The organism is Paraburkholderia sartisoli (genome assembly GCF_900107685.1).
In the GTDB taxonomy this organism is placed as follows: Bacteria; Pseudomonadota; Gammaproteobacteria; order Burkholderiales; family Burkholderiaceae; genus Paraburkholderia; species Paraburkholderia sartisoli.
Genome location: NZ_FNRQ01000002.1, coordinates 434,652 through 457,343 on the forward strand (window position 1 = coordinate 434,652; position 22,692 = coordinate 457,343).

Sequence of the window (22,692 nt, forward strand, 5' to 3'; positions counted from 1 at the left end):
TTGGCGAGTAACAAGTCGCGTTCGATATGATCGGATGCAGCAGGGTCATCGCGAGTCACGCTGTCCAGTTCGATGAACAAAGCGTGACGCTCAGAAACGGCGAGATTCGCCCTGCAAACTCTTTGGAAAGGTTCTATATGTGCGGCATTGTCGGCGCGGTTGCGCAACGTAACATCGTCCCGGTTCTGATCGAAGGACTGCGGCGCCTCGAATATCGCGGCTACGATTCCTGCGGCGTGGCCGTGCTCGCGGGCGGCGAGCCGCGTCGCGCGCGCAGCGTGGCGCGCGTCGCCGATCTCGACGAGCAGGTGCGCGAGACGCATCTCGAAGGCTTCACGGGTATCGCGCACACGCGCTGGGCGACGCACGGCGCGCCGGTCACGAACAACGCGCATCCGATTTTCTCGCGCAATGCGCTCGCGCTCGTACACAACGGGATCATCGAGAACTACGAGTCGCTGCGGGAGATGCTGCGCGGCAAGGGCTACGAGTTCGTCTCGCAGACCGACACCGAAGTGATCGCGCATCTGATCCACAGCCTCTATCGCGGCGACCTGTTCGTGGCGGTGCGCGAGGCCGTGCAGCAACTGCACGGCGCGTACGCGATCGCGGTGGAACACAAGGACCAGCCGAACACGGTGGTCGGCGCGCGCCAGGGCTCGCCGCTCGTCGTCGGTCTGGGTGAGGGCGAAAACTTCCTCGCTTCAGACGCGCTCGCGCTGGCGGGCAGCACCGAGCATTTCATCTTCCTCGAAGAGGGCGACGTCTGCGAACTCACGCTCGAACGCGTGCGCGTTGCCGATCGCGACGGCCGCGACGTGGAGCGCGAAGTGCGTACGGTCGCGGCCTATGGCGGCGCGGTCGAGCTCGGGCCCTATCGTCACTTCATGCAGAAGGAAATCTTCGAGCAGCCGCGCGCGATCAGCGACACGATTCCGCAGGCCGATTCGTTCGATGCATCGCTCTTTGGCGACGCAGCGGCCAGGGCATTCGGCGAGATCGACAACCTGCTGATTCTCGCGTGCGGCACGAGCTATTACTCGGGGCTGACGGCGAAATACTGGCTCGAATCGATCGCAAAGATTCCGACGCAGGTCGAGATCGCGAGCGAATACCGCTATCGCGATTCGGTGCCGAATCCGAAGTCGCTGGTGGTGGTGATCTCGCAGTCGGGCGAGACGGCGGATACGCTCGCCGCGCTCAAGCACGCGCAGTCGCTTGGGCACAGGCATACGCTTTCGGTGTGCAACGTCGGCACGAGCGCGATGGTGCGGCTCACCGAACTGTCGTTCCTGACGCACGCGGGGCGCGAGATCGGCGTGGCGTCCACCAAGGCGTTCACGACGCAGCTCGTCGCGCTGTTCGTGCTGGCCGCGACGCTGGGCAAACTGCGGGGGCACGTCGACGCTTCGCTCGAAGCGCAATACGTGCGCCAGTTGCGCCATCTGCCGGCCGCGCTCAACAGCGTACTGGCGCTGGAGCCGCAGATCATCGCGTGGTCGGAAGACTTTTCGCGCAAGGAAAACGCGTTGTTCCTCGGGCGTGGCCTGCATTACCCGATTGCACTCGAAGGCGCGCTCAAGCTCAAGGAAATCTCGTACATCCACGCGGAAGCGTATCCGGCGGGTGAACTCAAGCACGGACCGCTCGCGCTGGTGACGGAAGCGATGCCCGTCGTGACGGTCGCGCCGAACGACGCGCTGCTCGAGAAGCTGAAGTCGAACATGCAGGAAGTGCGCGCGCGTGGCGGCGAGCTGTATGTGTTCGCCGACTCGGACACGCGCATCGTCAGCGAAGAGGGCCTGCATGTGATCCGGATGCCGGAGCACTATGGTGTGCTGTCGCCGATCCTGCACGTCGTGCCGCTGCAGTTGCTCGCGTATCACACGGCGTGGCAGCGTGGCACGGATATCGATAAGCCGAGGAATCTTGCGAAGTCGGTTACGGTGGAGTGAAGAGCCGCCAGCTTCGAGACGACAAAAGCATTTTGTGTAGGCTATGTGGGATTGTCTGAGGCAATGTAAGTTGGAATATGCGCTAAGTTCGCGTACCTTACGCATTTGCTAACGAATGCCTCACTCAAGCCTTTCGGTTAAGGTACCGACGAATCCTATTTCACTATGATGCGGACGATCAAGATCGGTACCCCTGATGGTCGGCAAACTGCCATCGCAGGGAAGCGCGGATAGATTTCGACACCGGGCTCCAGCGAGGATGCACAGCCCACCATGCGTCACCCCGATTTCCGCGCCGGTCCAATCGCCGAAACGCTTTGCAACGTCGGCGCGTTGGCCGGCTGATACTCCGGCACCCAGCGACGCAGATCGCGACGCACCTCGTGATCTGCCAGTACGCGACGCTGCATCAGCCATGGCAGCAACTCGTCAAGCAGACTGTTAGGTACTTCACGGGCTTGGGCGATGCGGAGTTTCGGATGTGGCGTGCGAGTTGTGGTTTCGTCGTCGGCGAGCAATTCTTCATACAGTTTTTCGCCCGGACGCAGACCGGTGAAGACGACGCGGATCTGTTCATCGCTAAAGCCGTACAGACGGATTAAGTCACGCGCAAGATCAACGATCTTCACCGGTTGCCCCATTTCCAGAATGAAAATCTCACCGCCGAGCCCCATGCTCGACGCCTGCAGCACCAGTTGTGACGCTTCCGGAATAGTCATGAAGAAGCGCGTGATCTCCGGATGTGTCACCGTCACGGGACCGCCCTTCGCGATCTGTTGCTGGAACTTTGGAATCACACTGCCCGCGCTGCCCAGCACGTTGCCGAATCGCACCGTCTCGAACTGCGTGTGGGTGCTCGTTTGCTGCAATGCCTGACAGGTCATTTCCGCGAGCCGCTTGCTCGTGCCCATGACATTGGTAGGGTTGACCGCCTTATCGGTTGAAATTAGGACGAAATGCTTCACGTCGTGACGTATGGCAGCGCGCGCTACGCGGTAGGTGCCCAGCACGTTGTTGCGCACTGCCTGCCAAGCGTTCAGTTCTTCCATCAACGGCACATGCTTGTATGCGGCGGCGTGAAAAACGATGTGAGGCGTGTGACACGACATCACCTGATCCAGCAGCAACGAATCCTTCGTATCACCAATCACCGGAATCACGGGAAGGTTCGGAAAACGCTCCGACAGCTCCTCCGTCAGCAGGTACATCGCGTACTCGGACAAATCGAACGCAATTAGCTGAGCAGGTTCGAACCGTAGGATCTGTCGGCACAACTCGGAACCAATAGATCCGCCAGCGCCAGTCACCATCACCACGCGGCCGCGCAATAGCCCTTCAACATGCGGCGTATCGATTTGGACTGGATCACGGCCAAGCAGATCCTCGAGATCTATCTGGCGAATACGCGACATGAACGCTTGATCCTGCGTAAGTGTTGTAAGCGCGGGCAGTACCATTGCGCGCACTCCGGCTCGCACGCAAAGCGTGGTCACGCGTCGCTGCGCTTCCACAGGTGCGGATGGAATCGCGATAATCACGTATTCCGTTTTCAACTCGCTGGCAAGACGCGGCAACTCGTTGATCGAGCCCAATACCTTATATCCGTAAACTTCGCGACCCTGCTTGGCAGGATCATCGTCGAGCAGGCCAACCAAGCGCCATTCACTCGAACGCGACAGCTCGCGTGCCAGACTCGCGCCCGCCGAACCGGCGCCCAGCACGATAACTGGCTTACCTTGGACGACGAGACCACCATACAGATAGAACTCCTTGGTCGTGCGATACAGCGCGCGCGACCCGCCCATTACGAGGAAAAGCAGCAATGGGGAAACGATTAGCACGGAACGCGGAATGATCGGCGACGGCTGAAGCATGACGGCGCCGATCATCACAACGAGCGCGCCCGCCGCCACGGACTTCGAAATCCGCATGAGATCGGGCAAGCTTGCGAACACCCACATACCACGATAAAGGCCGAAGAGCCGAAACATCACCGCATAGACGGCCGCGACCCATATCAATGCGTGAATACCACCCCGCCAGAATTCCGGCGGCACCGTTCCGTTGAAACGAATCGCATACGCCGCCAGCCACGCGACAACCACTGCGCATGCATCGAATGCGAAAGCACTTAGAGGTAGCCGCGACGACTTGAATCGGAACATTTTCATGACACCTCGGAAAGGCCCCGTCTTTTTTAAGTGGCACAACGACCAGTCTATTGATTAAATCCAAATTTCTACGCATATAACCGATGAAAGAGCGTCGATCATCAAATATGCGCACTATGCCGATGCTTCTAAGCAAACACTAGGCCCAACACGAAAGGTTGGCTTGGACAAGATATTTCCCCCAACCGTACCGACCGCACGTACCGCTGCCCTAGTTCCATCTACCTACAGCAAGATACCGCGCACCGCCTCCGCCCAGGACCAAATCGAGCACTGCAGCTGCAACATAGGTAACGAGATGTTCTAGCTTTTTGCCTTCTAGCAAAAATTGCTTCGTGGGCCGGTGGCCACGACCGTGTGCCTGCCCCCCGCAAATAGTCGCAGGGATGGCATTCATGGCGTCGTCAGGTGAAGGGTTTGGCATCTCTATCGACGGATGTTGACGATAGTCAACGAAGGACGACTGTGTTCAGGCGAGCGCCCATCTATGGAACGGCAGCATGTTTTGTCTCTCAGGACGCCAATCTCTTCCATGCGCCGAGGATCTTTCATGAAGAATAGGCACGGTGCTGTCGTGACCTCTCCCATCCAGAGCGGCCGTAGGACCTGAGCGCCAGCGCCATGAACGCCCTCACAAGCATTCACAGTGGCGCCCCCGACGCCCGTCACGAGCAAGTCATGTCAACGTGGGCGAGATCGAACGATTACCGGCGTACAGGTGATCACGAATCTCCGCCTCTGGTTTGAAGCCGGATACGCACGCCTGCATTACCCGGATGATTGCATCATGATCGTTGCGATCGCACGCCACGACTAGCGTCTCCAGATGCGGTTCCAACTGTTTCCGCTCGATGTAGTGCTCGTTCGCCATCAGGATCTTGGGATGACTGGTCCCGGCCACGTCGTCGCCGATCAGCAGCTCTTCATACAGCTTTTCACCGGGACGAAGGCCGGCAAACCGGATTTCGATGTCGCCGTCGGGATCGTCCTCATCTCGCACCGAGAAACCGCTCAGATGAATCATTCTTCGCGCCAAGTCGACGATCCTCACCGGCTCTCCCATGTCCAGCACAAAGACCTCACCGGTAGCGCCAATTGCGCCGGCCTGAATCACTAGCTGGGCGGCCTCAGGAATGGTCATGAAGTATCGAATGATGTCCGGGTGCGTAACGGTCACCGGACCGCCCGCGGCGATCTGTCTGCGAAAGAGCGGGACCACCGAACCTGAGGAACCAAGCACATTGCCGAAGCGCACCATGCAGAAGCGCGTCTTCACTGCCGGATCGTGCGCGTACGATTGCAAGACCAGTTCGGCGAAACGCTTGCTGGCACCCATCAGGTTGGTGGGACGTACCGCCTTGTCCGTGGAAATTAGGACGAACGTCTCGACGTTTGCATCGATAGCCGCGATGGCGGTGGCCTGCGTGCCGAAGGTGTTGTTTCGGATTCCTTCGGTCATATTGAACTCCACGATCGGCACATGTTTGTAGGCCGCGGCGTGATACACCGTCTGCACCGCGTAGCGAGACATGATGTCGCGCAAGCGTGTTTCGTTCTGGACCGAACCTAGCACCGGGATCAGTTCGATCGACAGGTGTTGACGGGCAATCAGGTGAAGCAGTTCCTGCTCGATCGAATAGAGGCCGAACTCTGACTGTTCGTACAACAGCAGCGTTCTCGGGCGCTGCTGGGTAATCTGACGGCATAACTCCGATCCGATCGAGCCGCCGGCACCTGTTACCATCACGCACTTGTCCTTGATATTCGCGTCAAGAAGCACCTGGTTGGGCGGAACGACGTCACGACCAAGGAGTTCATCGACCTCCACCTCCCGCGTTTCCAGCGTCTGGACGTCTCCGCCAACCACGTCGGACATACCCGGCACCACACGCACTTCGACACGCAGCGGTTCGAGTTGCCGAATGATCTCGATTCGACGGGCGCGGGTGACCGAAGGTAACGCCAGCAAAACCACCTGCACCCGTCGCCGCAAGACGACCCGTGCCAGTTGTTCATGCGAATAGACTTTCAGTCCGAGGATCTGCAGCCCCTGAACAGCGGAACTGTCGTCCACGAACGCCACTGGTTGGTATTCGACGCCAGCGCGCAGCGCCACCGCGAGCTGGCGCCCTGCACTGCCAGCACCATAGATCGCAACCGGCCGACGCAACGGCGAACGCAGTTGCAGCAAGTGTCCCAGCACTGCGCGCGCGAGAAAGCGGCTCGCGCCGACGTAGATCACCGCAATCATCGAATAGATGAGCACTGCCCCACGTGGCACTTGAGGCTGGCCCAACAGGTTCAGCAGGCCGACGAAAATCATCACCGCGAGAGTGATGGCTGCGGTAATCATCAGCAGCACACGGTCTTCCATGTATCGCACGACCGCACGGTACATGCCGAGGCGAATGAAGATCGGAATAGTGACGAGGGGTGGCAGCAGATAGACCCACCACGCGGGTGTCTGAGGAAACGTCCAGACGTCAATTCTCAGCCCGATGGCTGTCCACAGCGACAGCGGTAGCAAGATGATATCCGCAATCAGCATTATCAGACTCTTGACGAGCCGAGGCTGGTTCGCAACGTAGCGGATCATGTGGCTAAAGGGCTTCAATGCGAAACCCCTTCCCGGCGAATCACCTTGAGGAAGGTGAGAACCAAGATCTTCAGATCGAACGCAAACGACTGTTTCTGCATGTACACGACGTCGAGGCCCACTTTGACCGGGATAGGCAGCTCGTCACGGCCATTGACCTGCGCCCAGCCGGTCAAGCCCGGACGAAGATGGTGAACCCCCTGCTCCGTGCGCAAACGGATCAGATCGTCCTGATTGAAAAGAGCAGGCCTTGGCCCGACGAAACTCATGTCGCCTGTCAATATGCTCCAGAGTTGTGGTAGCTCGTCGAGGCTGCTTTTGCGCAGCAGGCTGCCGATTGGCGTCAGAAAGCTATCGGCGTTCCTGAGAAGATGGGTGGCTACAGCCGGCGTATCGACAACCATTGAGCGAAATTTTGGCATCGCGAATATGCGGTTGTCACGCCCAATCCGATCCGACCAGTACAGCACGGGACCGCGTGAACTCAGCTTCACCATGAGCACAACAATCAAGATGGGCAACAGCAGTACTGCCGATGCCACGAGCGCAAGCCCAAAATCAAAAATCCGTTTCATATTATTAGCTTATGAACCAGCCGACCGGTACCCCGAGCATCGGTTGCTATCCGCCAGGAATTGGCGCGCGGTTTCCTTCAGAGCCTTTTCCATCGTCACCACCGGCTCCCATCCGAGCATGCTACGCGTCTTGCCGATATCGACCTGCAGCGATGCACATAGGCGCTGGCCGAGATCGCGCCGTCCGACCAAGGCCCCCGCCACCTCCAGCATCATCGGCGGAACCGGCACGAGCCTCGCGGGATGTTCCAGGGCGCGACCCAGTTTGCGCAGCAGCTCGGTCGTCGAGACATCCTCGCCGTCCGACACCAGGAATGTCTGATTGGCCGCATCCGGATGGACGCAGCATATGCACAACAGATCTACGAGGTTATCCAACGCCACCAGACTACGGCGATTGGATACCGCACCCAGCGGTAGCGGTACACCGCGCACCAGCCAGCGCATCATGCCAAGGAAGTTCGCCTGCACACGGGGGCCGTACACAAGCGGCGGCCGCACTATCACCAGTTCCAGGCCTGTGCGCGCCGCCAACCGTCGCAACCCAGCTTCGGCCTCGAGTTTGGATATCCCATAAGGATCCGTCGGCCTAGGCGTCTCGTCGGCCTCGAATACCCGGCCTGGTTCGGTCTGCTCGCCGTTGACCTTGATCGAGCTGACAAACACGAAGCGCGAGACGCCGGCGGTAACCGCCTGCCGCGCGAGTTCCAGTGTCCCTTCCGTGTTGGCCCGGCGAAACGCCTCGAGCGGATCCGCACTTTTGTCGCGCATTACATGGACACGCGCCGCCGCATGCACGATCACGTCACTGCCGCGCAGCACTTCCGTCCAGTCCTCGCTGACCGCGAGATCGGGACTACTGACCCATTCGGCGTTCCCGACATTGTCCGGTCGGCGCCGTGCCGCCGCGCGCACGTGAGTGTTTCGGCGCAGCAGTTCGCGACATACTGCACTGCCGACAAAACCGCTGGCACCAGTCACGACTGTTAGCATCAAAGCTCCTCCTGCCGCATTGCGACATTTTTCAGCACGTGCGCAAAACCCTCCATAATGTTCGCACGTTTGAACTTATCAGTGAACAAGCGTCGATCCACTTGACCGAGAGGCAAACCGCGCAGCGCCTTTTCCGCTGCCTGCGCGTCGCAGGGCGAAAACACGGCGGCGCCGTTGACCTCCGTTTCGATGAACTCTCGCGCATACCCACCGACCCCGGCGAGCACGGGCTTGCCGAGCGCACCATACTCGAAAAGCTTGGACGGCAAAACTTTGAGGAACGCCGGGTACGCGTTGAGATGAAGAAACAGGACATCAGCGGCTTCATACAGCACAATGAGCTCCGCGCGCGACACCGGCGCGGAAATTGTTACATTGTCCACACCGTTTTCCGTCAGAGCGGCCTCCAAGGCTGCACGTCGACCACCGTCGCCGACCACCAGGAATTCAAAGCGATCTGCGCAACGACGCGCCAGTTCCGGCAGAATGCGATGCAGTCCCTGCCCTTCCCCAATATTGCCCGCATAAAGCACCTGCTTACGCTCATGCGTCGAGCGAACACCTTCGAGCGGGGGCGCCTGCAAGAAGGCGTCGTCGATGCCGTTAGTAAAGCAGTCGTAGTACTTGTCTGGAAACCGCTCGCGAAAATATGGCAGAAACCCCGCCGACACGAGATTAATGCGGTCGGCCCGGTTGAACGTAAAGCGCTCGATCAGGCGAAACACGGGCAAGCCAAAACTGCTGATACGACCCGGCAGCACGTCCTTGATCGTGTCCACGAAGATGTCCCGGATATCTAGGTACAACAAGCTGCGCGTGCGGCGCGCGACCATGGCGCCGAGAAAGGCGGTGAACAGTCGCGAGGACGTTGCGTACACCATGTCGTAGTGCTGCCCGCGCACGATGGCGCGCACGGCCTTGAAGTACGCAAAGAACGCCTTGGCCTGGTCGCTCATGCCGCTCTTGTGCGATGGTAACGGAATACGCCGGACGTTGACGTTGCCCTGCTTCTCTTTCTCGGGCACAGCGTGATTGAACGACGCGTAACGGTTGGGTTGCGTCGTCAAAACGTCGATCGTGGCATCCGCTGGCAATACTTTCACCAACGCGTCGACCAGCGCTGCAGTACGAAAGGAACCTGCGGATAGGTCCGGTGTGAAGTAAAAACTTAGAATCAATATCTTCAAGGTGTGTCCGATTACCAGTTCATGACCGCGACAAGCTTAGCCGCCAGGAATGGCACGACGATACGTGTTGTCGCCACTGACTCGCCGAAGCGTGGGTGCCAGGTGCTTGGCGACAGCGTGGGCACGCCCCCTTCGAAGCGAAGGCTGACGGTCTCCGCCCCCTTCAGCTGAAGCCGGACCACGCCGTCAACGATCGTCGCCCGCACGTCGGGATGCAGATGAAAGTACGCGACCGCATCGCCTGCACGAGCGAACAGCGTATCGGTCACCTGCAGCTCGCGCGGACTGGCAAGCCATTCCCGGCGATGGACGGGACGTCCCGTAAGACGGCGGTAGCCGTCGTGCGCGCAGCCCACGCGGACTTCGGCAGGCGTGGCCGCGACCGTTAATCCGATCGGATACGCACGTCGGGCGACGCGGAATCCCGCCCACACCTCTGATGAGTTCTCACCGCCAATCACGACCGTATTGTGCGCAGCTGTACCCCGCTGACGCTGGCGCTCGGCATCGTCGCCGTACTGGGATGTGCCCGAGTTCACCAGAACGCGCTGCCCATGCAGAGACCATTCGAAACTCAGTGTGTCGGCGTGGGCGTGCCCCGGCAAGTAGTCCGGTCCGATCTTTGCCACGTCGATCAGGGCTTGCGCCTCGGCCCAGTCGATCCGAGCGTATCCGCTGCTTGCCATGCGTGTCAGGCGGACTTGCCTCTCGGCAGGTCGCTGCATCATGGGTATCGCGAAGTCCAGGCACTCGGCATAGCTGTACACCTGCGCCGGTGCGGGTGCAATGCCAAACGCAGCGTCGTTGAAAAAACCAATCTCGCCATCGGCGTGGCACATCGAGGCGAGCCATGCCAGTCCGCACCCCACATTCTCGCGCCAGACTCCCACGCGGTTACGCAGCGCGGGATGTTCCCTGCAACCGGCCAGTTCGAGCAGGTCGAGCAGGTCCCAGAGCAGCGTCGCGTGATACATAGGGCTCAGTTCGAAATGCGCGCCGTCCGCCAGAAACTGCTCCTGGATCTCCCGGTCAAGAATGGCAAGCCCCTTCTCCAGCCAGCCCTGCGCCCGCTCGCCGGAGAAATACATGCCGGCAAACACCAGTGCCTTGGCGTTCGCAAACAAATGATTACCGAGCAGGTGATATTCGAGGCGCTGCTGCAAGACCTCAACCTGCAGCGCGAGGCTGGCGAGCCATGCCGGCTGCGGAGCCGGATCCGTGGAGAGCCACTTGATCCAGTTCACGATTCGCAGCGACAGCGTGTAGGGCTCCCAGCCATTGCCCAGCGGTGCAGGATTGTCCGCCGCCCAGTGCGTCACCCAGCGTTGGTGTTGTGCCCTGCGCGCGTGCGCGTCGACGGCATCGAGATCGTCGAAATAATGCAGGTTGTAGAGCCATAACTTCGACCACACTGGATTGTTCCAGTCCGACACCCCTTCGACGCGGTGAGATTCACCTAGGAACGTCCACGTGTCATCCGGGGCCAGCGACGGGAGCTTGTAAACGGCGCCCGCCCATGCGCGCGACCAGCGCGCTAGCGCAGGTGTCGGCACGCTGGTCGCGTCGATCTTGCGCAGTCGCGCGGCAACACGGCATACGATCTGCTCCCAACGTAGGTGGCGCACCGTATGAAACAGCAGCAGTTTTGACGTCATATCGGAAAAGTTGGGGTCCCACAGCGAGCTACCGCCGAAGTATCGACGGGGGTATTCGCGACTACGGCGGATCGCGTGGTTAGCTCGCTTGTGTAGCCAGTTCGACCGACAGCCTCGCGACTTCGATCAACTCCTCGAAAGGAATTGGAGCTGGCTTACCCTGCTTGATCGCGTCCAGGAACGCCATGGCGCACGCGTCCTGCCCCTTGTCCTGCTTCCACAGTTTGACTCGCCGCATCGGCCAGTCGAACCCCTGCAGCGAACGATAGTTGTCGAGCTGAAGCACACCGTCGTTCGCGAATACTTCCAGACGCTCCTTCGGAAACGCCTTGCCGCCATTTGCTAGGTAGTGAATGGTCCCGAGCGAGCCATCCTCGAACGTGAGATTGATGACGGCCTTGTCACTCTTGATGCCGGCGGCGTCGCCTCCACCGATGGTGCGGATTGACGCGTCAACAACCTTCGCGCCCGTCAGATAACGCAGCAGGTCCACGAAGTGACAGGCCTCACCGATGATTCGCCCCCCGCCAACGGCCATGTCCTGCGTCCAGTGGTCGGCCGGAATGGCTCCCGCGCTGACGGTGTAGATGAACACCTTAGGCACGTGGACCACATCCAGCAGTTGCTTCACGCGTTGCACAAGTGGCGAAAAACGTCGGTTGAAACCGACCATCAGAAGCGGGGCTCCGGCTGTACGCATTTCGCGATACGTACGCTCGATGTCGTCGATCTCCGAATGCGTCAGCGCGAGCGGCTTCTCGACGAACACATGCTTGCCAGCGCGCAGCGCTTCGACGGAAAAGCGGGCATGCGTATCGTGCCGGGTCGCGATGATGACCGTGTTGATATCGGAGGCCTGCAGCACACTGGAACGGTCGGTAGCGGCGCTTCGGAAACCCAGCTTCTTGCCGTGATGCACGCCGCTCACGCCTGCGCTCGTCACAATGGTGTCAAATACGGCACCGGCCCTCGCGAATGCAGGTAGCAGCACGCGCGACGCGTAGTTGCCGGCGCCGATCACCCCAAGCACTGGGGATTTCGGATCCGCCTGCGGAGCAGGCGCTGCGCCTAGCGCGACCTTGCCGACTCGGAGGGTCGCCTCCGGCGTGTCCGGGTACTGCAAGACGATGCCCAGCGCACTGCGGTCATCAGTGAGGACGCGATAAGCGTCGACGGCCTGCTCGAGTCCATAGCGGTGCGATATCAGCGGCGCCACGTCCAGCCGCCCCGACTGCATCATGGCAAGAACCGCTTCGAAGTTGCGCTGCTCGGTCCAGCGGACGAAACCGAGCGGGTAGTCCTGCCCTCCTTGTTCATAGGCAGCATCGTAGCGGCCTGGGCCGTAAGAGCAGGACACCTGGAAGCTCAATTCCTTTTCATAGAACTCGGAGCGGTTCAGTTCCAGCCCTGTCACACCTACCAGCACAATACGACCGCGTTTGCGACACATCTGGGCCGCTTGGCTAACCGGCTCGCTCGACTTGGTCGAAGCGGTAATCACAACGGCATCGATACCGCGCCCCTGCGAAAAAGCGGTCGCAACCGAGACCGGATCTTCACCGGCCGCCGGATTACAGGTCTGCGCGCCGAACTTGCGCGCCAGCGCAAGCTTGCTCTCATCGAAGTCGATGCCAAGCACCTGACATCCGTGCGCGCGGAGTAGCTGCACCGTCGCGAGGCCGATCAGACCCAGACCTGTCACCACCACGTACTCGCCCAACGTCGGCTGAACCAAGCGAATGCCCTGCAGACCGATCGACGCGAGCACCGTGAACGCAGCCGCTTCACTGTCAACTTCGACTGGCACCGTGGCACAGAGATTCTTGGGAACCCGAACCAAGTCTGCATGCGGACCGTTCGATGCAACGCGGTCGCCGACCGCAAAGCCGCTGACGCCCGCGCCCACTTCCAGCACGACGCCGACATTGCAGTAACCGAGCGGCAACGGTTGATCGAGCTTGCTCCTGACGGCGTCGATGGTCGTCATCAGACCCTCGGTTTTGACCTTGTCCAGCACCATTTTGACCTTTTCTGGCTGCTGGCGCGCCTTATCGATCATCGACGCCTTTCCAAAGTCCACCAGCATGCGCTCGGTGCCCGCCGAGATCAGGCTATGTGTGGTGCGAATCAGTAGCGTTCCAGGTAACGCTCTAGGAGCAGGCGCTTCCACCAGCGACGTCTGGCCATTACCCATGTTCTGGAGAATTTGTTTCATTGATCTTGCAGGTTGCGATACGGTTATACGGGGTAGCGTCCATCAAGATATTGCCGACACCAGAGCTCCATGCAAACCAGTGCGAAGATCGGGTACGTTCCATCGACGCGCCTCTCGCGATCAGCATGGCGCAGGGCCTCCACGGCACTGGCATTGAAAATGCCGCGACGCCGGATGGATTCGGGCGATAGCACATCGTCCACTAGCGGGCGCAGCCGCGTCTGCAGCCATGCGCGCAGCGGCACACCAAAGCCGGTCTTGGGGCGATAGATCACGTCGCGCGGCAGCAATCGCTCCATGGCTCGCTTGAAGATCCACTTGCCCTCGCGACCGCGCTGCTTGAAATTAAGTGGCAGCCGGGCGGCGAGGTCGACCAGTTCGAGGTCCAGCAGCGGCACCCGCACTTCAATGCCTGCCGCCATCCCCATCTTGTCCGTGTAGTTAAGGTTATGGTCGGCGAGAAAGTGCTTGCATTCCAGGTACAGCATTTGATTAAGCCCCGACACGCCAGGCGGCAACTGCTTCAACGATGTCAGCAGTGGCTGCGTCAGGGAAACCGGGCTCAATGACGCGGCGAAGTCACGATCGAGCAGGTTAAGCGCCGCTGCGGGGCCAAGCCACATGAAGTACCCGGCCAGCCGCTCCGCAGGGCTCTTGTCGACGTATTGCAGAGCCTTGCCGACCCGGCGCAAGGCCGGCGACGATACGGGCAGCGCCCCGCTAGCCGTGGCCAGCATGCGTCGCGCCGACTGCGGCAGCCATGACCAGTATCGCTCTTGCTGCAACGCGTAGTGGCGACGGTAGCCAGTGAAAATGTCATCACCGCCCGAGCCCGACAGCAGGACCGTGATGCCATGTTGCCGGGCCAGTTCGGAAATGAACAACGCATTCAATGCGGCCGGATCGGCGGTGGGTTCGTCGAGGTAATAGATCATCTCCGCAAGACGATCCACCATTTCGGGACCGACCTCGACAGTGTGCAAATCCACATCCAGATGTTCAGCGACGCTCCTTGCATAGGGTAGATCGGAGGCAAACCCTTCGTCTGCCACTGAACCGTCCCGCACTGAGATCGTGAAACATTGAATGCGCGTGTTGGGCAGCGCGCGCCTCGCGCAGGCCACTACGGCGCTCGAATCCAGGCCGCCGGACAGGAACGCACCGACGGGCACATCCGACAGCAGTTGACGACGCACGGCGGCGTCCACCTTTTCGGCAACAAGGTCCGCCGCATCATTCTCGGACAGATCGAGCAGCGGCTGATCGAATGGCAGGTCGTAGTATCGCCAATTGCGCAGGACGCGCCCCTCCTTGACGATCATCGCGTGACCCGGCTCCAGCTTCTTCACCGACGCCACCAGTGTGCTTCCGCCCGGCGACCACAAGTAGCCGAGATGGCTCAGCACCGCCTGAGGGTCGAGCGCGCGATCGGCAATGCCGCCACGCAGCAGCACCTTCATTTCGCTCGCGAAGGCAAAACGTGCGCCATCGGCCACGTAATAAAACGGTTTCACACCCAGGTGGTCACGCGCAACGAAGAGATGCGACTTGCGCTTGTCCCAGATGGCGAACGCAAAGATGCCGTTCAGGCGCGATAGCATGTCCTCGCCATACTTTTCATACAGGTAGAGCAGCACTTCTGTGTCCGAGTGGCCACGAAACTGGATCCCATCCTGGCGCAGCTCCGCGGCGAGTTCGGGCGTATTGTAGATTTCCCCGTTATAGACGATGACGGTAGATCCACTTTGGGTCATCATCGGCTGATGGCCGGCCTCCGTCAGGTCCTGGATGGCAAGACGAAGATGAGCGAGGCCAACACGGTCGGCCTCGAAAACAATCTCGCCGCGGTCGTCGGGGCCGCGATGCCCCTGCACGTTGGTCAACGCCCGCAAGTTCAGCGAAGCTCGGTCGAAACCAGAATAGCCGACAATTCCACACATAAGTCAAGTCACCCTTCAGAGTGCAAAACGGGAACACTGGTCTACCAGCGCCCCAAGCGTACTGCACGTCAGTTCACGGCCCGAGTAACAAGCAGACGCGGCGCGGAAAGCTTGATGATCAGCCAGAACGGAACGTAGATCGTGAAGAACAATACCGTCACCGAAGCAACTTCCCCGCGGAAATAGTGCAACAAGAGACTCAGGAAAAGCGCATGCCGTCCCAAGGTCAGATCGCAATCCGGGCGGCTACGCATCGCGCGGTAGGACCAGCCATACAGAAGACCGGCGACGAGGCCGCCGCCGATCAGGCCGAACCAACCGAAATTCATGTACATCTCGCCGAAGTAACCGGGCGGCAGCGTGGTGCCCTGTTCGAGCCATGCAGCCGGCCAGAACGCCAGCGTGAAAATCCCAGGAGCCGTTAGCGGTTTCGCCGGAAACAGCGCGGACGGAATCCAGATCAGGGCAACCATCAAAAGTGTCTGACCATGCAGAAACGGGAGTTGCCCAGGCATCGCGTCCATCAACACTGCCAATGTCTGCAACTGCATCATGTTTCCTGTAAATTGCAGAAACAGGAACTTCAGGAATGCGGAGAAGATGTTGTCTCCATAAATCGTAAACGCAAAGTGCCCCAAGACTAGATACTCCTGCTTGATGACGTGGTAAATCATCAACAAGACAAAGAGCACCGCGCCGGACACCACCAGCTTCCATGCCGAGAATGATCGCACGCGATAGTGCCAGATCAGGGCCATCGCGATCACGTACACAAAAATTGTGGCCTTCGCTCCTTGGAGCGCGATGATGCCGATCGAAACAAGAAAGTAGATCGCGAAGCACATGACAGCGCCCCTCGATACCCGATGACGCCGATTGGTCAGCATCAGCGCCCACGCCATGCCGACGCTTAAAAATGCGTTCTGCAACAGGATGATGAAATTCAACCCGGCAAACGCTCGCGTACGGTTGCTGGTGGCAGCCAACAGTTGTTCAAAGCCACCTAGTAGATGGACTGTAAGAGCAAGGCCAAGCGTCGCAATACCACCCATAAGGTAAAACGTTAGCGGCGGCCTGTTCTTGATGAACCCCAGGCACCGGAGTATACGGGGCGTTGCCCCTGCCCTCGGCCCTCTCTGCACCACCAGGTAGGCACACGCGAAACAAATCAACGCCAATGTATGCCCGAGGACGGCAAACAATGCCGCTCCATCCCGATCCGAGAAAGCGAACGGCCAGTATTGTGTGAAGCCGTCTTCCATGTTGAGGAACGGATATAGCGGCAACAATACCCCGCTGATAAAGAACGCCATCATCAGGGACAGCGGCGAAAACGGGTCAATTCGTCGCATCTTTTCTTCCTAGCCAGAGCCGATAGTAAGACAGATCAAGCAAGCCTGAAATCCTGAGCGCGCCGATGTGCAGCCCAATAGACACAACTGAGCCAGCCACGAATAAAAGAATCACACCGGTGGTAGCAAAGTAGCGCGCGAGCGGATAAGCAAAGCCGCCGACGATAGCCAGTTCGGCCAGGTTCACATAGACCGAGAACCGATATTTGCCCAGCGCCGTGAACATGGTACCGATCGAAAGCGTAATCGCCCTGAGTGGCAGCGCGAAGCTCATGATGCACAATGCGTTGATTGTCGGCGTGTAGGTCAGATGCAAAAACTCGCGATTAAACATCCATCCCAGCAGGATAAGGCCCAAGAACGCGAAAGCGATGCTCAGCATATTGCGTAACAATTTGCCGAAGCGTTCGCTTACCAACTGGGCGTTGGACAGCACAGAGACCACACGCGGCAATTCCACTTGCATGGTGACCGCCAAAATAAGGTTGGGTCCCATCAAAACCAGCGTGGCAAGCCCGAAAAAGCCGATCTGGTCCGTCGGCACCTTGGCCGCAGCCAGTGCGAGAATCGGCAGGTTGTCGCAAAGCAGTCGGATAAACAGCGCCAGATTTGCCGTAATGCCAAGCGAAATGACGTGCCAGTTGGGCAACGTGGCACGTTCGAACCAGCCGGTGCCGATGAAATACCGACGCACTCCATGTACCAGCCCGATCAAGACCGCAGCTTCACCCAGATATCGCCCCGCTACCCATCCGTCGACACCACCGTACCAGGATGCGAAGCACACTGTACTGACCGCGACCAGCGTCAATATCACGACGCGCACCGAGAAGGCCGCGGCAGTCTGAATACCCTGCACGAAAGCGGCGATCACACGAATGGTGTTGCTCAACAACGCAACGCCCGCGATCATCGACGCAAAGCGCAGCATCTCACCTTTGATCAGGCCGCGCACGAGCAGCATACCGAGGATCGCCAGCGCGCCGACAATGAGTTCCATGCAAATTAGACGCTTGAGCAGCGCGGACCGCTCATCGTCACCGCGCAAGGCGGCAATTTCCCGGATCGCCAGCGTTGGCGCCCCGACGGAAGTGCCCAAAATCACGATCGACAGGACACTCTCCACCGTGCGGATCACACCGACCTGGTTCGGGCTCAGATAGAAGGCCGCCAGGAACTGCGAAATGATCACACCACCCTGAATACAGGCGGTCAGGATCAACACCCCGATCACAGATCTGTATCTATCAAGAAGTTGTTGAATCTTTAACACGTTTGACGAGGACCGTTGGCTATTGCAATCGCGCATTGCGCTTTTGACCACCGCGCGCGACCTGCACGGAATTAAGGATCTTGGCCAGATGCTCACGACGCTTCGCAATCGAAAAATTGTCCTCGATATGACGCAACTGAGCCTGTTGCTGGGCAGGGTCGACAGGCATTTCAGCCAAATCCAGCATAGCCTGAGCCAATTCGCGTACGTCGTTTGGCGTAACAAAACGCGCATAAGGACCGGTTACCTCGGGTACTGCCCCGGAAGGACTGGTAATCACTTTGGCACCACACGCTATCGCCTCTCCGATAGCGTGGCCGAAGCCTTCGAACAGTGTTGGTTGCACGTAGGCAAGGCACTGCTGGTAATGCCGAAGTTTCTCTTCGTCGGAAATCATGCCGACGAACTCGACCCGATCCGTCACCCCGGCCCGTCGAGCGAATTGGACCAAGGCGTCATAGTGATCGCCTTTCTTGCCCGCCATAACCAGCCGCAAGTCTGGCCGCGCCTTATGGACCTCTCCGAACGCGCTCACGATCGAGTCCAGACACTTCCGGATGGCGTTAGTTTCACTGCTCCAGCACACGGTGAAGAAGTAATCACCTTCGAGCGCAGGCTCCGGACGGTAGTACGACGTGTTGATGGCCAACGGACACAGAATCGGATTGTTGACAGCCAAGTGATTGGTGACGAGCTTGTATTCACACTCCGAGATAAACAGGTTTCGCGTCGCGAACCTCAGCGCGAACTTCATCAGCACTTTTTGCCAGAACGGCCGATCCAAATAGCTCAGACCAGGAATGATCTTATGGCAGGTGTCATAGTCGAACGCGCCAGTTACGATCACCGGTTGCCCTTTTAGGAAAGACTGGGCGAGCGGATAGAAAGCATACGTCCACCACCAGCAGTAGTAGACATCTGCAGTCTTGTCGAGGCTCTTAAAGTCGCCGGCCAACACAACCTCGTGTCCAAGGCTACGGAGAATTTCAATATCGACTTTGTAGAACTCGACTGTTTCAAACATTTCACGCCAGTTGGCGTGATTAGTCATATTCGCGAAAAAGCAGATTCGCATGCTTTGGGAACCAAGTAGTTATTCAGTGCGTCTCCGTACATCCATTGATGTACGCAGTGGTATGCGATTGGAACTTCGTGATCAACGCAGCCGCATCGCCCACGCTGCGCTTCAATACGCACCAAACGTCACTGCTGCCGTTTGCAATGCCGACGACGCCGGCACGGTTCGAGACTGCCAGACCGGTGCGCTTTTATAACCCCGTGAGTGCGGGTAAGCCAAGCCTGTATCCCTCAGCAAGAGAAACCATCGCGGTTCTTCCGCATGTCCGATTCCACCATCAGATAGCACAACTCTTCGAGGGAAGTCTGGGCGCGCCAGCCAAGCTTCTCTTGCGCCTTTGCAGGATTGCCGATCAGCAGGTCGACTTCAGCTGGCCGGAAGAACTTCGGATTGACACGCACACGTTGCCGACCTGTCGCTCTGTCTACCGCCACCTGCTTTTCGTCCTTCCCTTCCCACGCCAACTCGATATCCGCGGCCTTGAACGCCATCGTGACGAAGTCCCGCACCGTTTCGGTACGGTTCGTGGCCAACACATAGGTATCCGGCTGCGCAGCCTGCAGCATCAGACGCATGCCCTCGACATACTCTTTCGCGTATCCCCAGTCGCGCTTTGCATCCATGTTGCCGAGCTCGAGACAGTCCAGCTTGCCCAGCGCGATCTTGGCAACCGAATCCGTGATCTTGCGCGTTACGAACTCTTTGCCCCGCAAGGGGGATTCGTGGTTAAACAGGATGCCACTGGCACCGAAAATGCCGTAAGACTCGCGATAGTTGATGGTCATCCAGTGAGCATACAACTTCGCCACACCGTAGGGGCTGCGCGGGTAAAAAGGAGTCGATTCGACCTGAGGTACGGCCTGCACCTTGCCGAACATCTCGGAGGTCGACGCCTGGTAGAAACGGATGGCAGGGTTGACGATGCGGATGGCTTCGAGCAGATTCACCACTCCCACGCCCGTGATCTCCGCGGTCGTGATCGGTTGGTCGAACGAAACGCCGACAAAACTCTGGGCCGCGAGGTTATACACCTCGTCGGGCTGGTACTTGGCCATCAGACGGATGACGCCCGACGCGTCACTCAAGTCGAACTCGACGAGCTCCAGCTCGGGATGGTGCTCCATACCGAGCTCCGCGAGGCGCCAGAAGTTTACGGTGCTGGAACGACGATACGTACCGTAGACGCGATAACCTAGCTCCAGCAGGCGCTGAGTCAGATACGCGCCGTCCTGCCCGGTAATGCCAGTAACAAGCGCCTTTTTCAATTGACGATCCCGCGCGTGTCGATGATTGCCTTACCTTTGATGCTTGACCAAGACACACGCTTGAACTGTTCGTGATCGACCAGCAGCACGACGATGTCGGCCTGCTCGAGCGCAGCTTCCAGCGCGACCAGCTCCACGCCGTCGCGAAGCTCTTCGGGTAGTTCGCTGACATGCGGTTCGACAGCGAGAACAATTCCAATCTTGCCGTCTGCGAGACGACGCGTGATCTCCACCGACGGGCTCTCGCGCAAGTCGTCAATATTGGCTTTGAACGCCAAGCCAAGGCATGCAATTACCGGATTCGTCTTGCCGCGCGCGGCGCCCCGCACCTTGTCGACCACGTAGCCCGGCTTCCCATCATTGACCTCACGGGCTGTGCGGATGATACGTGCTTCGTCTGGCGCCGAGTCGACGATGAACCACGGGTCCACGGCTATGCAGTGACCACCCACGCCTGGGCCAGGCTGCAGGATGTTGACGCGCGGATGGTGATTGGCCAACCGAATCAGTTCCCACACGTTGATTTTCAATCGGTCGCAAATCAACGAAAGTTCATTCGCGAAAGCGATGTTCACATCGCGGAAGGCATTCTCGGTAAGCTTGGCCATTTCGGCGGTGCGGGCGTCCGTCTTAAGGCATTCACCCTCGACGAAGGTGCGATACAACCTCGCCGCCTGCTCGGCAGCACGCGCCGTCATGCCGCCCACAATACGGTCGTTAGCGACAAGTTCGCGGAGAATATGTCCCGGCAGCACACGCTCCGGACAATAGGCCAGTTGGACCTGTGCGTCTTCGCCGGCCTGGTGCGGAAACGTGAGATCCGGACGAGCCTCTGCCAACCACCCGGCCAGCTTCTCCGTAGTACCGACGGGTGAGGTGGACTCGAGGATTACCAGATTGCCGGCAGTCAACACCGGCGCGATAGACTTCGCCGCTGCCTCGACATACACCAGGTCCGGCTCGTGATCGCCCTTGAACGGCGTGGGCACCGCAATCATGAAAGCGTCAGCCGGCTGCGGCGTCGTACTCGCGACCAAATACCCGTCATTGACGACCCGATGCACTAGCTGATCGAGGTCAGGCTCAATAATATGAATCTGCCCACGATTGATGGTATCTACGACGTGCTGGCGGACATCCACGCCAAAGACCTTGATTCCCTTGCTCGCGATCACCGTAGCAGTGGGCAGTCCGATGTAGCCCAAGCCGATCATCGAAACCGAACGGATGTTCGCCATTACACAATCTCCCTTGCAAGTATGTCGACGATACGTTTCGCGGCCGTGCCGTCCCCATAGGGATTGTGCGCACGCGCCATCCTTTCGTAGGCATCCGTATCATTTAGCAGGCTTTGCGCCTCGCTGACGATTTTCGAGCGATCCGCACCGACGAGGCGGACCGTGCCGGCAGTGATTGCCTCCGGCCGCTCTGTAGTATTCCGCATGACCAGGACAGGCTTGCCCAGCGAGGGTGCCTCTTCCTGCACACCACCGCTATCGGTCAGTATCAGGTAACTCCGTCCCATCAAATAAACGAACGGCAAGTAATCCTGCGGCTCGATCAAATGCACATTGGGCAATGCACCCAGAATGCGGGCAACCGGTTCCTGCACATTGGGATTCAAGTGCACCGGGTAGACGATTTGCACGTCGGGCCGCTCCGCGAGTTCGGCCAGTGCGCCGCACATGTTCTCGAAGCCCTCGCCAAAATTCTCGCGCCGGTGGCCGGTCACGAGAATCAGGCGCCGATCGTCACGTAGAAACGGAAATGCTACTGAAAGTTCGTCGTGCATGGACGCGCTGTGCTCGATACGCGTGTGCACCTCCAGCAGACTATCGATCACGGTATTGCCCGTAACATGAATGGCAGCCGCAGCGACCCCTTCGGCCAGCAGGTTCGCTCTGGCCTTTTCCGTGGGCGCAAAATGGGTTACCGCAATCGCACCGGCGATTTTGCGATTCATCTCTTCCGGCCACGGCGAATATATGTCGCCCGTGCGCAGACCGGCCTCGACGTGGCCGACTGCGATCCGCTGATAGTAGGCGGCCAGTGACGTCGCCATCGTAGTGGTCGTGTCGCCATGCACCAGCACGAGATCAGGACGCCACTGGCCGAACACCATACGCAATCCTGTCAGCACGCGCGCGGTAACGTCAGTGAGATCTTGGCCTGGCTGCATAAGGTCAAGATCGAACTCAGGGACGATATCGAACAGCGCGAGCACCTGGTCCAACATCTGCCGATGCTGGGCCGTCACGCAAACCCTCGCATCGAACCGGGGATCAGCCTTCAGGGCCTCTACCACCGGCGCCATCTTGATGGCTTCGGGGCGTGTACCAAACACTACCAAGACTTTCATTACAATTTGCCTATCGACCTGTTGTGTGCAAGGCGGGGAGCGCAGCCCAGCTCATTGGCATGCGCCAGCGCTGTTTAC

At 59.2% G+C, this 22,692-nt stretch carries 15 protein-coding genes; 1 reads left to right on the top strand and 14 read right to left on the bottom strand.

Features of this window, described 5'->3' with window-relative positions; genetic code table 11:
- The first annotated feature begins 137 nt into the window (after positions 1-137).
- Positions 138-1,955, top strand: coding sequence for a glutamine--fructose-6-phosphate transaminase (isomerizing) (glmS, locus tag BLV45_RS09180; protein WP_090532836.1), 1,818 nt, complete (start codon positions 138-140; stop codon positions 1,953-1,955).
- A 278-nt stretch (positions 1,956-2,233) separates the two neighbouring features.
- Here the strand turns inward: glmS and BLV45_RS09185 are convergent, their stop codons facing one another.
- The 14 genes from BLV45_RS09185 to wecB form a co-directional block, all read right to left on the bottom strand.
- Positions 2,234-4,120, bottom strand: coding sequence for a polysaccharide biosynthesis protein (locus BLV45_RS09185; RefSeq protein WP_090532005.1), 1,887 nt, complete (start codon positions 4,118-4,120; stop codon positions 2,234-2,236).
- 682 nt (positions 4,121-4,802) lie between these two features.
- A complete protein-coding gene (locus tag BLV45_RS09190; protein ID WP_245753171.1) occupies positions 4,803-6,674 on the bottom strand; it encodes a polysaccharide biosynthesis protein in 1,872 nt (623 codons plus the stop codon).
- Positions 6,675-6,736: 62 nt separating this feature from the next.
- Positions 6,737-7,297, bottom strand: coding sequence for a sugar transferase (locus BLV45_RS09195; RefSeq protein WP_090532010.1), 561 nt, complete (start codon positions 7,295-7,297; stop codon positions 6,737-6,739).
- Positions 7,298-7,306: 9 nt separating this feature from the next.
- Positions 7,307-8,290 carry a UDP-glucose 4-epimerase family protein gene (locus BLV45_RS09200; RefSeq protein WP_090532012.1) on the bottom strand — a complete coding sequence of 328 codons (984 nt, stop codon included), beginning with the start codon at positions 8,288-8,290 and terminating at the stop codon, positions 7,307-7,309.
- The gene (locus BLV45_RS09205; RefSeq protein ID WP_090532014.1) at positions 8,290-9,477 is read right to left on the bottom strand and encodes a glycosyltransferase family 4 protein; all 1,188 of its coding nucleotides are present in this window, start codon (positions 9,475-9,477) and stop codon (positions 8,290-8,292) included. Before BLV45_RS09205 ends, BLV45_RS09200 begins: the two co-directional genes overlap by 1 nt.
- 11 nt (positions 9,478-9,488) lie before the next feature.
- On the bottom strand, positions 9,489-11,132 hold the full coding sequence (locus BLV45_RS09210; protein WP_090532018.1) for a heparinase II/III family protein: 1,644 nt from the start codon (positions 11,130-11,132) through the stop codon (positions 9,489-9,491).
- A gap of 79 nt (positions 11,133-11,211) precedes the next feature.
- Positions 11,212-13,347, bottom strand: a complete 2,136-nt coding sequence (locus tag BLV45_RS09215; RefSeq protein ID WP_090532020.1) for a bi-domain-containing oxidoreductase — start codon at positions 13,345-13,347, stop codon at positions 11,212-11,214.
- A 23-nt stretch (positions 13,348-13,370) separates the two neighbouring features.
- The gene (gene asnB, locus BLV45_RS09220; protein WP_090532022.1) at positions 13,371-15,287 is read right to left on the bottom strand and encodes an asparagine synthase (glutamine-hydrolyzing); all 1,917 of its coding nucleotides are present in this window, start codon (positions 15,285-15,287) and stop codon (positions 13,371-13,373) included.
- Positions 15,288-15,355: 68 nt separating this feature from the next.
- Entirely contained in the window at positions 15,356-16,639 is a 1,284-nt protein-coding gene (locus BLV45_RS28315; RefSeq protein ID WP_245753172.1) for an O-antigen polymerase, read from the bottom strand.
- A complete protein-coding gene (locus BLV45_RS09230) occupies positions 16,626-17,864 on the bottom strand; it encodes a lipopolysaccharide biosynthesis protein (protein WP_143130402.1) in 1,239 nt (412 codons plus the stop codon). The genes BLV45_RS28315 and BLV45_RS09230 overlap by 14 nt, the downstream gene beginning before the upstream one ends.
- Positions 17,865-17,931: 67 nt before the next feature.
- Positions 17,932-18,987, bottom strand: coding sequence for a glycosyltransferase (locus BLV45_RS27735; RefSeq protein ID WP_218133534.1), 1,056 nt, complete (start codon positions 18,985-18,987; stop codon positions 17,932-17,934).
- A gap of 233 nt (positions 18,988-19,220) precedes the next feature.
- Positions 19,221-20,255 (bottom strand): GDP-mannose 4,6-dehydratase, encoded by a 1,035-nt coding sequence (gene gmd, locus BLV45_RS09240; RefSeq protein WP_090532028.1) that lies wholly within the window; start codon positions 20,253-20,255, stop codon positions 19,221-19,223.
- A complete protein-coding gene (gene wecC / locus BLV45_RS09245; protein ID WP_218133535.1) occupies positions 20,252-21,493 on the bottom strand; it encodes a UDP-N-acetyl-D-mannosamine dehydrogenase in 1,242 nt (413 codons plus the stop codon). Before wecC ends, gmd begins: the two co-directional genes overlap by 4 nt.
- A complete protein-coding gene (wecB, locus tag BLV45_RS09250) occupies positions 21,493-22,614 on the bottom strand; it encodes a non-hydrolyzing UDP-N-acetylglucosamine 2-epimerase (protein WP_090532029.1) in 1,122 nt (373 codons plus the stop codon). Before wecB ends, wecC begins: the two co-directional genes overlap by 1 nt.
- Positions 22,615-22,692 lie beyond the last annotated feature (78 nt).

Excerpts from the sequence above, each read along its gene's own strand:
- wecC (WP_218133535.1), bottom strand. The coding sequence starts at position 21,493 with ATGGCGAACATCCGTTCGGTTTCGATGATCGGCTTGGGCTACATCGGA.
- BLV45_RS27735 (WP_218133534.1), bottom strand. The coding sequence starts at position 18,987 with ATGCGAATCTGCTTTTTCGCGAATATGACTAATCACGCCAACTGGCGT.
- BLV45_RS09185 (WP_090532005.1), bottom strand. The coding sequence starts at position 4,120 with ATGTTCCGATTCAAGTCGTCGCGGCTACCTCTAAGTGCTTTCGCATTC.
- BLV45_RS09200 (WP_090532012.1), bottom strand. The coding sequence starts at position 8,290 with ATGCTAACAGTCGTGACTGGTGCCAGCGGTTTTGTCGGCAGTGCAGTA.
- BLV45_RS09210 (WP_090532018.1), bottom strand. The coding sequence starts at position 11,132 with ATGACGTCAAAACTGCTGCTGTTTCATACGGTGCGCCACCTACGTTGG.
- BLV45_RS09215 (WP_090532020.1), bottom strand. The coding sequence starts at position 13,347 with ATGAAACAAATTCTCCAGAACATGGGTAATGGCCAGACGTCGCTGGTG.
- BLV45_RS09195 (WP_090532010.1), bottom strand. The coding sequence starts at position 7,297 with ATGAAACGGATTTTTGATTTTGGGCTTGCGCTCGTGGCATCGGCAGTA.
- glmS (WP_090532836.1), top strand. The coding sequence starts at position 138 with ATGTGCGGCATTGTCGGCGCGGTTGCGCAACGTAACATCGTCCCGGTT.
- BLV45_RS09190 (WP_245753171.1), bottom strand. The coding sequence starts at position 6,674 with ATGCTGATTGCGGATATCATCTTGCTACCGCTGTCGCTGTGGACAGCC.
- wecB (WP_090532029.1), bottom strand. The coding sequence starts at position 22,614 with ATGAAAGTCTTGGTAGTGTTTGGTACACGCCCCGAAGCCATCAAGATG.
- asnB (WP_090532022.1), bottom strand. The coding sequence starts at position 15,287 with ATGTGTGGAATTGTCGGCTATTCTGGTTTCGACCGAGCTTCGCTGAAC.
- BLV45_RS28315 (WP_245753172.1), bottom strand. The coding sequence starts at position 16,639 with ATGCGACGAATTGACCCGTTTTCGCCGCTGTCCCTGATGATGGCGTTC.